This is a genomic window from Flavobacterium sp. (genome assembly GCF_039595935.1).
Taxonomy (GTDB): domain Bacteria; phylum Bacteroidota; class Bacteroidia; order Flavobacteriales; family Flavobacteriaceae; genus Flavobacterium.
The window spans coordinates 12,797-27,885 of the sequence record NZ_JBCNKR010000007.1 but is presented as its reverse complement, the minus strand read 5'-3'; the positions used below and the strand labels follow the sequence as shown (position 1 = coordinate 27,885).

General features: G+C 35.4%; 10 protein-coding genes. 2 read left to right on the top strand and 8 right to left on the bottom strand.

Annotation, left to right across the window (positions count from 1 at the left end; translation table 11 throughout):
• Nucleotides 1–7: 7 nt before the first annotated feature.
• The 7 genes from ABDW27_RS23685 to ABDW27_RS23655 all read right to left on the bottom strand — a co-directional run bounded on the left by ABDW27_RS23685 (nt 8) and on the right by ABDW27_RS23655 (nt 11,285).
• Nucleotides 8–988 carry a family 43 glycosylhydrolase gene (locus ABDW27_RS23685; protein WP_343698168.1) on the bottom strand — a complete coding sequence of 327 codons (981 nt, stop codon included), beginning with the start codon at nt 986–988 and terminating at the stop codon, nt 8–10.
• A gap of 132 nt (nt 989–1,120) precedes the next feature.
• Nucleotides 1,121–2,065, bottom strand: coding sequence for a glycoside hydrolase family 43 protein (locus ABDW27_RS23680; RefSeq protein ID WP_343698167.1), 945 nt, complete (start codon nt 2,063–2,065; stop codon nt 1,121–1,123).
• 132 nt (nt 2,066–2,197) lie between these two features.
• Nucleotides 2,198–3,817 carry an arabinan endo-1,5-alpha-L-arabinosidase gene (locus ABDW27_RS23675; RefSeq protein ID WP_343698166.1) on the bottom strand — a complete coding sequence of 540 codons (1,620 nt, stop codon included), beginning with the start codon at nt 3,815–3,817 and terminating at the stop codon, nt 2,198–2,200.
• A gap of 12 nt (nt 3,818–3,829) precedes the next feature.
• Complete coding sequence (locus ABDW27_RS23670) at nt 3,830–5,371, bottom strand: alpha-L-arabinofuranosidase C-terminal domain-containing protein (RefSeq protein WP_343698165.1); 1,542 nt, start codon at nt 5,369–5,371, stop codon at nt 3,830–3,832.
• Nucleotides 5,372–5,432: 61 nt separating this feature from the next.
• Nucleotides 5,433–6,440 (bottom strand): arabinan endo-1,5-alpha-L-arabinosidase, encoded by a 1,008-nt coding sequence (locus ABDW27_RS23665; RefSeq protein WP_343698164.1) that lies wholly within the window; start codon nt 6,438–6,440, stop codon nt 5,433–5,435.
• A gap of 207 nt (nt 6,441–6,647) precedes the next feature.
• Nucleotides 6,648–8,210 (bottom strand): RagB/SusD family nutrient uptake outer membrane protein, encoded by a 1,563-nt coding sequence (locus ABDW27_RS23660; RefSeq protein ID WP_343698163.1) that lies wholly within the window; start codon nt 8,208–8,210, stop codon nt 6,648–6,650.
• Nucleotides 8,211–8,240: 30 nt separating this feature from the next.
• Nucleotides 8,241–11,285 (bottom strand): TonB-dependent receptor, encoded by a 3,045-nt coding sequence (locus tag ABDW27_RS23655; RefSeq protein ID WP_343698162.1) that lies wholly within the window; start codon nt 11,283–11,285, stop codon nt 8,241–8,243.
• A 570-nt stretch (nt 11,286–11,855) separates the two neighbouring features.
• On the opposite strand from ABDW27_RS23655, the gene ABDW27_RS23650 reads away from it, so the two are divergent.
• The gene (locus ABDW27_RS23650) at nt 11,856–12,545 is read left to right on the top strand and encodes an NUDIX domain-containing protein (protein ID WP_343698161.1); all 690 of its coding nucleotides are present in this window, start codon (nt 11,856–11,858) and stop codon (nt 12,543–12,545) included.
• A gap of 374 nt (nt 12,546–12,919) precedes the next feature.
• On the opposite strand, the gene ABDW27_RS23645 is transcribed toward ABDW27_RS23650, so the two are convergent.
• Nucleotides 12,920–13,918, bottom strand: coding sequence for a GntR family transcriptional regulator (locus tag ABDW27_RS23645; RefSeq protein ID WP_343698160.1), 999 nt, complete (start codon nt 13,916–13,918; stop codon nt 12,920–12,922).
• 103 nt (nt 13,919–14,021) lie between these two features.
• Between ABDW27_RS23645 and ABDW27_RS23640 the strand changes: the two genes are divergently transcribed.
• Nucleotides 14,022–15,077 (top strand): aldose epimerase family protein, encoded by a 1,056-nt coding sequence (locus tag ABDW27_RS23640; RefSeq protein WP_343698159.1) that lies wholly within the window; start codon nt 14,022–14,024, stop codon nt 15,075–15,077.
• Nucleotides 15,078–15,089: the final 12 nt, after the last annotated feature.

Genomic DNA, 15,089 nt, shown 5'->3' with positions numbered 1-15,089 from the left:
GATTATTCTATTTTAAAATCGGCCATAAATCTGCGTCCCATTGCATTTCTTTTACTATTAATCTTGGTGTTCCGTTTGACTTCTTTTCATAAGCGTGATAGAAAATATAATCTTTGCCGTCAAATGTATAAGCACTGTTATGGCCTGCACCAAAGTAATTTTCGTCGCCCTGAACGACTAAACTTCCGCCGCCCTGATCGAGTGGTTTTCCGTCTTTATCGACATAAGGACCTGTTACATTTTTAGATCTTCCAACGACAACTTTATAAGTACTTTTTTCTCCGCGACAGCATAAATCCCAAGAAAGAAATTGATAGTAATAACCGTTTTTCTTAAATATAAATGGAGCTTCGAGTGCGCCGTCTCCGGGATCTGAATCTGATAATTCGAAAGTTCTTTTTCGTTTTGAAATCGTATGCCATTCCTGAGGTTCTGCAATAGATTTTAAATCGGGATTTAGTTTTACCATTTTCAGTCCTTCCCAAAAAGAACCGAAAGCCAGCCATGGTGTATTATTTTCATCAAAAACCAAATTCGGATCAATCGCATTCCACATATCACGGTTTGGCTGTGACTGAATCACAATTCCCTGATCAACCCATTTGTAGTTTTTATCTTTTGAATCTAATGTTGTATTGGTCGCAACGCCAATCGCCGAAGTATTTTTGGCGAAAGCAGAAACGGAATAATATAGATAATATTTATTGTTGTGAAATGAAATATCCGGCGCCCAGATATGGTTTTTAAAATCTGCCGCAACGCCATCTGCCCAAACGGGTTTTTCTGCAAAAACCTGTGGTTCTGGATTCCAGTTTTTTAAATCTTTGGAACTAAAAACACTGATTCCTTTTCCGGTACAAAACAAATAATAAGTGTCTTTTTGTTTAATGACAACGGGATCGTGTACTACAATCTCCTGCGCAAAAGAAATTCCACCGATTAGGAAGATTAGAATTGAAATTGCATATTTTATGTTTTTGTAAACCATATAAGTTATATAAGTAAATTTAAGTTTGGCTTTATCTGGAAACTTTTAGGTCATGTAAGTCCAACTGAATGTTTCATGAACAAACTGAAAACTGTGACGGCGACTGTCTTCGACTTCGCTCAGACTGACAATCTATTGAATTCCTTCTGATGTCATAATCACTCTTTTCATTGTTCCGTCTTTGTTATAAAATAATTTATCAACGCATACTGATCTTCTAAAACTTCCTCCATCGGGAATTGATGCTCCATTGTGATAAATGAAATACGATTGTCCTTTAAATTCTATTATCGATTGATGATTGGTGTTGCTGTTTCCGGCGATTTCGTTTAAAATTCCTTTAAATTCCCATGGTCCATTAATGGATTTGCTCATTGCGTAAGCTATTTTTTCAGGAAACTGATAAGCGTACGATAAATAATACCAGTTTTTATGTTTGTGTATCCACGGTGCTTCGGTAAAATTTGGCAGTTTTATGTGATGAATTTCTCCATCTATTTCAGTCATATTTTCTTTTAGTTTAGCATAATGACAGGCTGTATTTCCCCAAAATAAATAAGCTTGTCCGTCATCATCAATAAAAACTGTCGGGTCGATATCGTCCCAGCTTATATCGCTAAATTTTGTCATATCGTTTGTTATTAGAGCTTTTCCCAACGCATCTTTAAAAGGCCCAAGCGGATTATCTGCTACAGCAACTCCAATTGATTTTCCGGGAACAGTTCCGTGTTCGACCGTTACATACCAATAAAATTTTCCATTTCTTTCGATAACCTGCGAAGCCCAGGCATCGCTTTTTGCCCATTTAAAATCGGTTACTTTTAAGGGTACCGGATGCGATTCCCAGGTTTTCATATCAGATGAAGAATATATCAGCCATTCATTCATTTTATAAAAGTGAAAATCATTTGGCGCTTCGTCATGACCAGCGTATAAATAGACTTTGTCTTTGTAAACCAACGCTGCAGGATCTCCTGTGTATTGATCCTTAATAATTGGATTATTGAATTTTACCGATTGTGCAATTCCTGCTACCGATAAGAGCAAAATGGAAAGGCTTGTAAAGAGGTTCTTCATTATCGTTTTATTTTTTTTAGCCACAGATTAAATGATTAAAATGATTTTTTCTAAATCTGTGGCTTATTTTTTCTCACGCAGATTTGGCAGATTGAGCAGATTTTATTTTAGAGTTTTATAAATTCTAATTTTCTAATTTATCTTTTTACCCCAAACTGGTAATCCCGCTGTTGTTAAACCAGAATAACTTAAAGTTACTTTTCTGGTTGTCGATTCCCAATCCCAGGCATTGCTTACATTACATTTTACGCCGTTTATGGTCAGGATTTTTTTGGTACTGTCGTACGACCATGTTCCTGTTGCGTCACCGCTTACTTTTTTATCTGCGGTTAGATAAAGAGTAACCGATTTCTGCATGGTTTTGTATTGATAATTCATGGTAATTTGTTCCCATGTTCCTACAAAATTTGCTTCGGAAATTGTAGTTGTTGGAACTCCTGCATAACGCTCTGCTTCTACAACCGGCCAGCCGTCTTCTGTCCATTGAATAGCTCTTACGTGTCCCATCATGACAGCGTTTGAAACGTTAATTCCGGCTACACCTTCCGGCAGACGTGCCTGCGAAGCATAATACCATTGTTTGGTTGTTGGGTTTTGAAAAACAGCACAATGCGAAAACCCAACCCAGCCTGTATGATTTTTAAATTGATACGGATGCGTTATCATTGGATAACATTCAGCACCAGTCGTAATACTACTTCCGCTGATGGTCAAGTATGGTCCTAAAATGTTTTTTGAACGAGCCACACGCGTGTTATACGCAACTGATAATTCATCATAAGCCAGAAACAGATAATAATATTGTGTGTCTGGATTGTAGATAATTTCTGGTCCTTCGAGTGCCTGCCAGCGGTTTGTGTTTACATTTCCACGGCCTGCAATTCGCACTCCGTAATCGTCGATTGTTTTTAATTTGTCTGGTTTTCCTGTTACTGGATTTAGTTTTAAAGCGGCAATTCCGGAATGCCAGGAACCGTAAATCAAATATTGATCGCCTTCAGGAGTTTCGATAAAACTTGGATCGATGGCGTTAAATTTAAAATAAGCATCCCAATCGTTTCCTCCGTTTCTAACATAACTTTTTACGCCGTCTGGTTCTGAGCAGACAACCATTCCTTTATCTACCCAATTGTTTGACGCTAAATCTGTAGTTTCGGCTAAACCAATAAAAGCGCGTTCTGTCCATGAGGTATTCGTATCTGTTCCAGTAATTGGATTGGTAACGACTATGCTGTAATACATTCTGAAAACATTTCCAACTTTGCGAACGCATGGCGCCCAATATCCATAATTTGGATTTTCTATTGGAGGAAGCGCCGGATTCATTCTGGCTCTTTTATTGTTTAAGGAATCTTTTACCCAAGCCGGAGCCTGTGTCATCGAAGATCCCATAAATTCCCAATTGATTAAGTCTTTTGATCTTCTGTAGAAAAAATGTCCGTTTCCGTCATGAGCATTTCCGTAAGAAGCATCAGTTTGGTACATATAATAATAGTCTCCCGATTTTTCTACAGATGGATCATGCACGTTGGCTAAATTCCATTGTGATCTGTTTCCCCAAGCTGAAATTGCGGTATAATTATCTGCATAAGTCGGCCCCGGAAAAGCTGGTGTTACTACAGGCGGCGTAACCGGATCTGGATTTGGTTCTTCTAATGCCGGATCATCTTTTGAACAGCTGGAAATTAAAATCGCTGCTGCAAAAAATCCAATGAAAGAAACAATCTTTAAAATGGAATTTGATTTTTTCATTTGTTTATATTTTTATTTTCCTTCTAAAACAATTACTGAGAAAGGAGGAATTGTAATTTCTAGTTTTCCTTTTTTGTTTTCAAAACCTTTAAAAACTGTTGGAACAATTTTGTTTGGTGTATCGAATGAATTGTAATCCTGCAATTTTGCAGATGTTATAATTTGTCCTGTAAAGTTTTTAACTCCAAGATCGTTTGTGTCAATTTCTATTTTGTTTTTGTTTTTAGCATCAACATTTACCAATGAAATATGTACTGCTCCGTTTTTGTCTTTTGATGCCGAAACTGATACTGCAGGAAGTGTTTCTCCTTTTACAGTATACAATGGTGACTGAAAACTGATTGGTAATAGTTTTGCATCCTGATGAACGCTGTACATTTTCATTACATGATACGTTGGCGTTACAATCATTTTGGCTTTATCAGTTAAGATTACGGCTTGCAGAACATTAACACATTGTGCCAGATTTGCCATTCGAACTCTGTCTGCATGGTTATTGAAAATGTTTAAAGTTGAACCTGCTAAAACAGCATCGCGCATGGTATTTTGCTGATATAAAAATCCCGGATTTGTTCCTTTTTCTACTTCATACCATCCGCCCCATTCGTCTACAACCATGGCAACTTTTTTCTCCGGATCGTATTTGTCCATTACGGCAGCATGTTTTGTTACGAGTTCTTCCATTTTTAAGGCAGACTGCATGGTTTTGAAATATTCTTCTTCAGAAAAATTAACGCCGTCTCCTTTTTTGCCCCAGTCAATTACGGCATAATGATGAACGCCGACTCCGCCTAACATATTTAGTGGAATGTTTTTCATTAATACTTCTGTCCAGTTATAGTCAGAACTATTTGCTCCGGATGCTATTCGGGTAATGCCTCCAGTGTTGTTCCAGTCAGACATAAAAGTGGTAAACTTGCGATATTCATTAGCATAATAATCTGCAGTCATATTTCCGCCGCAGCCCCAGGCTTCGTTTCCAATTCCCCAGAATTTTACTTTCCAAGGTTCCGTTCTTCCGTTCTTTTTACGTAAATCACTCATCGGGCTTTTTCCTCCAAAATTGGTGTACTGAACCCAGTCTGATAATTCCTGAACAGTTCCGCTTCCTACGTTTCCGGATAAATACGGTTCTGCTCCTAAAACTTCGCAAAGGTTTAAAAAGTCATGTGTTCCAAAGCTGTTATCTTCGGTTACACCGCCCCACCATTGGTTTACAATTGTTGGTCTTTGTTCTTTTGGACCAATTCCGTCTTTCCAGTGATAGGTGTCGGCAAAACAACCTCCCGGCCATCTTAAATTTGGAATTTTCAGGTCTTTTAAAGCGGCTATAATATCATTTCTAACACCTTTTGTATTTGGTATTTTTGAGGTATCTCCAACAAAAAAACCACCGTAAATACAACGTCCTAAATGTTCAGCAAAATGTCCGTAGATATTTTTGTTAATTGTTGGTGCATCAGTGTTGTTTTTTATGGTTACAACTGTGGCGTTTTGGGAGAAACCTGACTCACAAACGGCGATAAGAAATGTGATTAAAAGTGCTTTTTTCATAGTGTTTTAAATAAGTTATTCCGAAGAAAATGTTCCTTGAATTTTCTTCGGAATGGTATTTTTAATAAGAAAGTGTAGGCCATCCTGATGACCATGTAAAATATACGATTTCGAGTTTAGGATTTCCGCTGTCTGCTCCGTCATAATAATGAACAGCTCCTTTTTGAGTACCTGTAATTCTTGACAAATGTCCCGGACCAATGTAATTTCCCTGCGTGGCTAAAACTGTGGTTCCGCCGCCGCTTTTTAAAGATACTCCATTTTTGTCTGTAAATGGCCCAAACGGGCTTGTAGAGCGTCCTACAACAATGTAATAAGTGCTGTTTACGCCGTTACAGCATGTCCCTCGGTTTACGAACAAATAGTAGTAACTGCCTTCTTTTATTAAACACGGTGCTTCCCAAGAGGCGCTGTTTCCGCCCGCTACAATGGTTTTACTTCCTGTTGTTTTTCCGGTTGAAGGATTAATTTGAATCACTCCAATTCCGGCATGCCATGAACCATAAGCCATATAAACATTGCTTCCGTCAACTAAAATGGATGGATCGATTGCATTTACATCTGATGCTGATGAAGAAGAAACAACAACACCTCTGTCTGTCCAGTTTGTTCCAGCACTTTGTGAAATGGCTGGTGTTGTAACCAAACCAATTGCAGAAGTTGCCGAACCAAAAGTCGAACAGGAATAATACATGTTCCAGCGGTTATTGAACCATGCCACATCCGGAGCCCAGAATGTTTTAGTAAAACCCGGAACGTAACCTGTAATCCAGCTTGGGGTAGAAGTAAATACTGAAGTTCCCCAAGTCCAGCTGGTTAAATTTGTTGAATACGTCATTGGGATATTATCTCCTGTTGTAAAAACATAATAATTAACACCGCTTTTTACTATTGTGCTAGGGTCGTGTGACGGAACGTTTCCGCTTACTGTTTTAGCCGTTAGATTATTTTTTACCTGAGAATTTTGAGATTCTGCTGCTGCACTCTCATTCGAAGGGATTATAACATCTTCATTTTGACAACTTCCTAATAATATTGCGAATAAAACCAAACTTGTAATTGTTTTCATTTTTTCTAATTTTTAGTTACTGTTTCAATACTTAATCTTGTAATCGCATTCTTTTTTGAAAATACCACATGGCAGATCAGGAATTTGCCATGTGATACTAACTCTAACTAACTCAAATATTTTTTTATTCTCAGTTTTCAGTGTACAGTCTCAGGTGTACAGTAAGGCTGTGACTGAAAACTGTCACTGAAAACTGTCACTGAAAACTTAATAACTGTCATTCTGTTTTGTCCCCGGATTGTTGTCCATTTCTAACTGCGGGATCGGAAAATATTCTCTTCCTGCTGCGTAAGAATTAAACTCAACGTCTCTTGTTTTTAACCAGGCTAGTTTTGTTGGATTCTGAAGCCATCCCCAACGACGGATATCGTCAAAACGGTGACCTTCAAGAGGGAATTCTAAAAATCTTTCGTGACCAATCTGTTCTCTCATTTGTTCTTGCGTCATTCCCGGTTTTGTTACTGATAAATCCGGAAGATTAACTCTGTTTCTTACCATTTGAATATAAGTATATGCTCTAGGAGTATCTCCTGTTTCGTTTAGAGTTTCGGCATACATTAAAAGAATATCGGCATATCTTAACAAACGTTCGTTAATTCCGGAACGCCAGTCGTATTCGTCTGCAAATTCTCCATCAGAGTTTTGGTATTTTCTACAAAAAATATCATTTAAATCGGCAGGGCTTGAAGCGTAAAATGTGGCAAAATCTTTACCGTACAATTGCATTCCGCCTGGTTTATTGTAGAAAATAGTAGCGTCTAAACGGGGATCAACTGCTCCTGTTTTTGTTTTTTCTTCCTGAAATTCGTTAAACAAAGTCCATGAAGGCTGAACGTCTGTCCATCCAAAAGCTCTTGGTGCATACGTAATCGCACGAGCCGATGTTTTTCCCCAGCCAGATGCAGGCGCACCGCCCCATCCTAAATCAACTCCTCCGGCACTTCGGCTAAATTGTACTTCAAAAAGAGATTCAGAATTATTTTCGTTTGCAGTTATAAAATTGTCTCGGTAATTTGCTACTAGAGAATAAACTCCTAAATCAATAACTTGTTTAAAGGTTGTTCTGGCATTGGTAAAATCTTTTGTAAACAAATATGCTTTTCCTAAATATCCAAGAGCGGCGCCTTTTGTTGCACGTCCTTTTTGACCTCCGTCTAAACCTGAAATTCCATCGTAAGAAGTTGGCAGTAAATCAGCCGCTGCTTTAAAATCGGCAATAACCTGAGCCCAGCCTTCTTCTTGAGTTTTTTGTGGATAATACACTGCAATTTCTGTCGGAAGCGGCACATTTTTGAACATATTTACGGCATGAAATAAATACAATCCTCTTAAAAAATAAGCCTGCCCGATGATTCTGTTTTTAAGCGCCCCGTCTTCCATGTCAATTTTCGGAACATTTTCAAGCACCTGATTGGCACGATAAATTCCCTGATAATAGGTTTCATAAGCCCAGCCGTAAATAGCCGCATCTGTTGGATTTGAATTGAAACGTCCAACGTTGTACATTGCACCCCAAGGGCTGTTACTGCGAGTATCGTCTCCTTTTAAATCTAAAAGTAAAGGTGTACTTCTCATATAAGTTCCATCTGTCAGTAAACTTCCGTAAGCCGCATTTACACCTTCAATAGCGTCCTGATCTGTTTTCCAAAATGAACCTGCCGTTTCTACGTTAGGATCAACCTGCAGTAAATCTTCGTCATTAACACAACTTGTTGTTACAAGGGTTAGTGAAAAGAAAACTGTTATATAGTTAAATATTTTATATTTCATTTTAATTCGTTTTTAATTGGTTAGGCTAGTTTAAAAATTCACTTCAACACCCAAAGAAATGGTTCTTGGGTTTGGAAAAGATCCAGCGTCGTATCCTCTTGAAAATAATCCGTCATTGTAATTAAAATCAGGATCGTAACCTTTGTATTTACTTATGATCCATAAGTTTTGACCGTTTACGAATATTTTAGCTTTTTGTATAAACAAATCTTTTGGCAGCGGAAGCTCGTATCCGATTTCCATCGTTTGCAATTTGATATAATCTCCGCTTTCGATAAATCTGTCTGAATCTCTGGCGTTACCGTTTGGATCTCCAATTATTGGCCTTGGTACGTTTGTATCTGTGTTAGTTGGTGTCCAGTAATTTAAAGCGTCAACATGGTGGTTTCCGTATTGTTCTGTCATTAAATTGCGGTACAATCCGTTGAATACTTTGTTTCCTCCTGAACCTTGCCAGAACATTGAAAAATCCCAGTTTTTATAATTTGCACTAAAATTAAATCCGTAGCTGTATTTAGGAATCGAAACTCCCATGTATGTTCTGTCGGCATCTGTAATAGCTCCGTCTCCATTGATATCTTTAAATTTAATATCTCCAACGCCTGCATTGGTTTGAGTTGGTGAAGAAGCCAAATCAGCTGCATTTTGAAAAATTCCAACTGTTTGATACGTATACAATTCTCCTATCGATCTTCCAACTTCTGTTTTTGAAGCGGCTCCGTAAATAGGATTTCCGTTTAAACCAATTTGTAAAACTTCATTTTTAAGAGTTCCTAAGTTAGCCGAAATACTGTATTTGAATTCATGGTGATTGTTATTGTAAGCCGCTGTAAACTCCAAACCGCTGTTTTTAACTGCTCCTGCATTGGTTGTAATACTTGCCGGAAATGCTCCTGTTGAATACGGAAGCGGAACTCCAATCAATAAATCGGTTGATTTTTTCTGATAATATTCAGCTGTTAACTGCAAATCGTTATCAAAAAAACCTAATTCAACCGCCACGTTTGATGTTGCTGTTTCTTCCCAATGCACATTTGGGTCAATTGCACTCACAACTGTTGTTCCCGGTGCTAATGCATTATTAAAATCATATCCTGCAAAGGCATTAATTGTAGGTGAATAGGCGTAAACCCCAATGGTATTGTTTCCTAATTTACCGTAACCTCCTCTTATTTTAATTGTGTTCCACCATGCTGGTAAGTGCAAGAACTTTTCGTTGCTTAATTTCCAGGCTCCTGAGAAAGAATAGAAATTTCCTGTATTATTTTCTTCGCTGAAAAGAGATGTTTTATCCTGTCTGAAGTTTCCTGTAATGAAATAACGATCATCATAAGAATAATTTAAACGGCTTAAATAAGAGACATTCGTAACTGTATTTTTGTATTCGCCGCCGCTGATAGCATCTGCATACTGAATCATACTGATTTCTCCCGGCGTATACCCTACACCTCTTGACCAGTGATTATAGTAGTCTTTTCTTTCCTGAATCCATCCGGCCAAAGCATCAATCTTATGTTTACCTAGTGAAATTTCATATGTTAGTAAATTGTTTAAGAATGTTCTTGACTGATTTCCTGTCGAAACGTCTAACGAAGATTCGTCGTTTGTTGTAATATAATACCAGCCTAAATCACTTGGCGGAATAAATTTTCTATTTTGAAAATCCAATCTGTCATAACTTACATCCAGTTTATATTTTAGACCTTTTACGATTTCAAGTTCTCCCCAGATATCTCCTATGAAACGATTTCTTTTTCCGTTGTTTGTAATCAAATTGTTGTATCCAATTACGTTCATCGAAATAGCTCTCTGCGTTAAGTTGTCTGTTCCTCCGTATCCGCCCAATCTGCTTGGATCGTAAACCGGCATTGTTGGAACAGCTCCTAATAAATCAACAATTGCTGATTGTCCTGCGTTGTATTCGTTAAAATTTTCTTTATCTGATTGTGTAAAACCAAGTTTAGCTCCGTATTTGAATTTTCCTTTTTTACCATATAAATTCAAGTTTGAAGAAAATCTTTCGTAATCCTGAGGCGAGTTTAGATAACTGCTGTTTTTGAAATAATCTACATTTAGATTATATCCTAAATTTTCAGCTCCACCATTAAAAGTAAGAGATTGGTTGTTTACAATACCCGTTTCAAAAGCTTCTTTCTGCCAGTCGGTATTAACATTGCTGATATAAGAAGGGCTGTTTGGATCATTTCCGGGAGCAATTCCTAAGCCTGCATTTAACTCTGCTGCTGTTGTAATTTTCTGATAACCCACACGATCAGTAACATCCCATTTTCTGGCTACATTTTGAAACCCAACAAGCGATTTATATTTGATATCCAGTTTTCCGGCTTTTCCTTTTTTGGTTGTAATAATTACAACTCCATTAGCACCCTGAACTCCATAAATAGCTGCTGATGACGCGTCTTTTAAAACCTGCATCGACTCAATATCGCCCGGAGCAAAATCGTTTGGACTGTCTACAATCATTCCGTCAATAACAAAAAGCGGATTATTGTTTGTAAAAGAGTTAATTCCTCTAATTTTCACATTTACAAATCCTCCCGGTTCTCCAGATGATTGTACTGTAACTCCGGCAACTTGTCCCTGAAGCATTTTTGCCGGATCATAAGTCACCGTTTTCTTGGCAGCTTCCATATCTACGACACTAATAGAACCTGTAAGATCAGATTTCTTTTGTGTACCGTAACCTACAACTACTACTTCATTTAATTTATTAGTGTCTTCGCTTAATGTTACATTTATTTTTGACTGATTTGCTACTGTGATTTCCTGTGGCTGAAATCCAATAAATGAATAAACTAAAACATCGTTTGGAGATGCTTTAATCGAATACTCTCCGTCAAACCCAGTTACAGCAACTGTTTTGGTTCCTTTAATCATAATATTTACTCCCGGCAGAGGCAGATTGTCCTGTGCCGAAGTAACAACTCCGTTAATCAATCTGCCTTGAGCCGACATTTGATTAACTGAAAATAATAGCAGACAAATTGCTAAAATCCAGTCTTTTTTTGGCAATAAAAAATTGCGGTAAAAAGTTAATTGTTGGTTTGTTATCATACTGGTTTGTTTAAGGTTGGTTTTAGTGATAGTTAATAAGTGTTAATCTTACATTTGTAAATTTAACTAAAAAAAAACCTCAAAAACAAATTAATATGGCAAAAAAACAACTGAAAAAAAACACATATCGTAATTTAAGTGTAATATAAACATTTAAAAATTTGTTGTTTTTTTCAAAATTTTACTATTTTTGACGAGTTAATTGTGTAAAAACTACACTTTTTGGCAAAATGTCTATTTTTAATCAAAAAAAGACATGTTCTAAAAAAACCTGAAATAAGCTGTTTTTTAATTATTTGAATACTAAAAAAATTTATTTTTGTAAATAAAAACCTATTTAAAATAATGAGTTTTTGATGTGTTTTTAAACTTTTTTTCAAAAAACCATCCTGTAATATCCTGTTTTCGACCTAAAAAAATCATAAAAAAGAAAAATGAATGTTACTTTTGTGCAAAAAGTGATTTTTTTAACTCTATTTTTGAAGTGTTATTTGTGTAAGTGTAAAATCTACATTAATAAATTATGAAACAAATCAGGAAGTTTATATCTTTACCAATAAAATATTAAATATGCTAAACAGTTATAGCACTGCTGATAAGGTTTTACTGGCGGTAGATTGTATTATTTTTGGATTCGACAATGAAGGCTTGAAAATACTTTTAATTAAAAGAGATTTTGAACCTGAAAAAGGAAAATGGTCTTTGATTGGAGGATTTTTAAAACGCGACGAAGTTTTAGACGATGCAGCGATTAGAATTTTAAATACATATACAGGTTTAAACGATATATACATGGAGCAGTTATATGCTTACAGTGAAATTGATCGTGACCCTGTTGAAAGAACTATTTCGGTTTCTTATTTTGCTTTAATTAATATCGAAAATCATAATGCCGAACTAATTAAAAATTATCATGCAGAATGGTTTCCAATTAATGATGCGCCACATTTAATTTTTGACCATAATGAAATGGTTCAAAATGCCATAAAAAGACTTCGTTATAAAACATCGATTAAACCAATTGGATTTGAATTGCTTCCGGAAAAATTCACTATGCGTCAGCTTTTAGAATTATATGAAGCAATTTTAAGCAAGGAATTAGATAAGAGAAATTTTATCAGTAAAATAAATTCTCTTGAAATCCTGAATAAACTGGATGAAAAAGACATGCAGTCGTCCCGAAAAGGATCTTATTTATACACTTTTAATAAAGAAAAGTACGAAGAGAAATTACTTAACGATTTTGTACTGAATTTATAAAAAAGTTTAGCCACAGATTAAAAGAATTAAAATGATTTTTTTAATCTGTGTAAATCCTTTTAATCTGTGGCTAAATACTAAAAAAACAAAACCCTGAAATCCACAACTTTCAGGGTTTTTTCTTCAATAAAACTACTATTAAAAAAAATAAACAAATTATTTTTCATCTTTTAACCTTGCATCTATACGATTATTATGAACACTAATCGATAAAAACAATTAATAAGTGTGAAATTTACATTTGCAAATGTAAACAAAATAATGGTTTAAAAACAACAAATAGTTTTTTATTAATTTATAATCTATTTTTTAAACAAAAAGAGGTTTAGGTGTGATATATGCAATGCTTTTCACAAAATTCAGAAATGAAAATATTAAAGAGAATTTCGCATAATCAAAGATGATTTGTTTTCGATTTGTTCTTTTTTTCCTTTCAAAACCATTTCGGCTAAAATTTTTCCCATGCCTTCAAAATGAGTTGAAATAGTTGTAATTCCGTTTGCCGCAATTTTTTTCAGCGGCGTTTCATTATAAGATATAATTCCAAAATCAGTTCCCAGTTTCAGGTTTTTATCTCTCGCATTTTCAATTACGCGAACTAAATCACGATCGTTTGGAATTATGTACAAATCGCCTTCGGTAATTTCTCTGTTTGTAAACTCCGTTATAATTTCAGACTCGAAATGATATTCAGCACAAAAATCTTCAAAACCCAGTTTCATTCCGAGTGGTTCTCTAAATCCCGGAAAAATTAAAATGAGTTTTTTGTATTTATTCAATCTTTCTCTTCCTTTTTTCAACCCCTGAAAAATATCTTTTTGGTGATTTTGATAAATTGCCGGATACAATTTTAAATCCGGATTCGTCTGATCCAGTATAATTACGTCACCTACTGGTAGGGTTTTTATAGAAGGAAGAATATCTTTTAAATTCGTCGGCATCAAAATGTATTTGGTGTAATTTCCGTTACTGTCATTTATAAGCTTCTGAAAAACCTGACTATTGAAATGATGAAAGAAAATATCTACCTGAACATTTTTTCCAATATTATTTAAAAACGAATTATAAATATCTTCTTTGAAAATATTCAGCTCATCAAAAAGTAAAAAAATCTTTTGTTTTATAGTGATTTCAACGCTTTTAACGTAATATCCCTTTCCCGGAATGGCGTAAATAATTCCTCTTTTTTTGAGTTCTTCATACGCCAGCAAAACCGTATCACGAGATAGTGAAAACGCCAGACAGACTTTATTTACTGACGGAAGGTGATCGCCTTTTATCAATTTTTCTTCTTCAATTGCTTTTTCTATTGAAAGAATTATCTGCTTATATTTTGGCAGGCCAATGTTATTTTGAATCGAAATTATATTCATAAGAAAACTGAAATTTTGTGCAATATACAAAAACTGGTAGGTACTGGTATGTAAAAATAAAGAAATGTTTTTATTTTTGGATTTCATTATTGGCAAATTTTATATGGAAATAAAACATAAATCGCATTTAAACGAAACTTATAATTCTAAATCCTTTGGTTTCATGCCAGATAATAACGAAATTCTTTCTTTCGAATTATCGAACAAAAATGGTATGAAAGTGGAGATTATTAATTATGGAGCGACTGTAACATCTTTACAAATTCCGCTTTCAAACGGAAATCTTGTTGATGTTGTTTTAGGTTTCGATTCTGTTTCTTCGTATTTAGAATCTTATTTACTGCCAAGTGCGCCTTATTTTGGAACAACTGTCGGCCGTTACGCGGGAAGAATCCATAACGGAACTTTTTCTTTAAATGGAAAAACATATGAATTGTCCAAAAACAATAATGGAAATTCTCTGCATGGTGGAAATATTGGTTTTGGGAAAAAAGTATGGAACGTTACCAACCAGACTTTGGGAGAAAACCCTTCAATAACATTTAGTCTTGTAAGTGAAAATTTAGAGGAGAATTATCCGGGAGAATTGCATGTTGATTTGACTTATACTCTGACAGAAGAAAATGAATTGAAATTAGAGTATAAAGCGGTTTCTACAGAAGATACGATTATAAATTTAACGCATCATAGTTATTTCAATCTTGACGGACACGACACAAGTGTCTTAAATCAAAAGGTTTTTATTGATGCCGAAAAAATGTTAGAAACTGACAGCAAAAATATTCCAACTGGAAAATTTATTGATTTAACCAATCACGAATTTGATTTTAGATCTGGGAAAAATTGTCCGGCATCTATCGATAATTCTTTTGTAATTGATCAGACCAATACTGCTGCTGCCGTTTTATCGAGCTCAAAAAACAATTTGAAAATGAGCGTTTATACGGATCAGCCAAGTGTACATATATATGTAGGAGGAAATTGTTTTGATGTTTTGAAAGGAAAAAATGATGCTGTTTATCATAAAACAAGCGGAATTTGTTTTGAAACCCAAAATTTCCCAGACGCTCCAAATCAGGCACATTTTCCGAATTCGGTTTTGAAAAAAGGCGAAGAATATATTCAGAAAACGGTTTACAAATTTGAAAATATAAACTAACTACCTATTACA

Bases quoted from the DNA above. Each gene is read 5' to 3' on its own strand.
- ABDW27_RS23685 (WP_343698168.1), bottom strand. From the start codon at position 988: ATGGTTTACAAAAACATAAAATATGCAATTTCAATTCTAATCTTCCTA.
- ABDW27_RS23680 (WP_343698167.1), bottom strand. From the start codon at position 2,065: ATGAAGAACCTCTTTACAAGCCTTTCCATTTTGCTCTTATCGGTAGCA.
- ABDW27_RS23675 (WP_343698166.1), bottom strand. From the start codon at position 3,817: ATGAAAAAATCAAATTCCATTTTAAAGATTGTTTCTTTCATTGGATTT.
- ABDW27_RS23670 (WP_343698165.1), bottom strand. From the start codon at position 5,371: ATGAAAAAAGCACTTTTAATCACATTTCTTATCGCCGTTTGTGAGTCA.
- ABDW27_RS23665 (WP_343698164.1), bottom strand. From the start codon at position 6,440: ATGAAAACAATTACAAGTTTGGTTTTATTCGCAATATTATTAGGAAGT.
- ABDW27_RS23660 (WP_343698163.1), bottom strand. From the start codon at position 8,210: ATGAAATATAAAATATTTAACTATATAACAGTTTTCTTTTCACTAACC.
- ABDW27_RS23655 (WP_343698162.1), bottom strand. From the start codon at position 11,285: ATGATAACAAACCAACAATTAACTTTTTACCGCAATTTTTTATTGCCA.
- ABDW27_RS23650 (WP_343698161.1), top strand. From the start codon at position 11,856: ATGCTAAACAGTTATAGCACTGCTGATAAGGTTTTACTGGCGGTAGAT.
- ABDW27_RS23645 (WP_343698160.1), bottom strand. From the start codon at position 13,918: ATGAATATAATTTCGATTCAAAATAACATTGGCCTGCCAAAATATAAG.
- ABDW27_RS23640 (WP_343698159.1), top strand. From the start codon at position 14,022: ATGGAAATAAAACATAAATCGCATTTAAACGAAACTTATAATTCTAAA.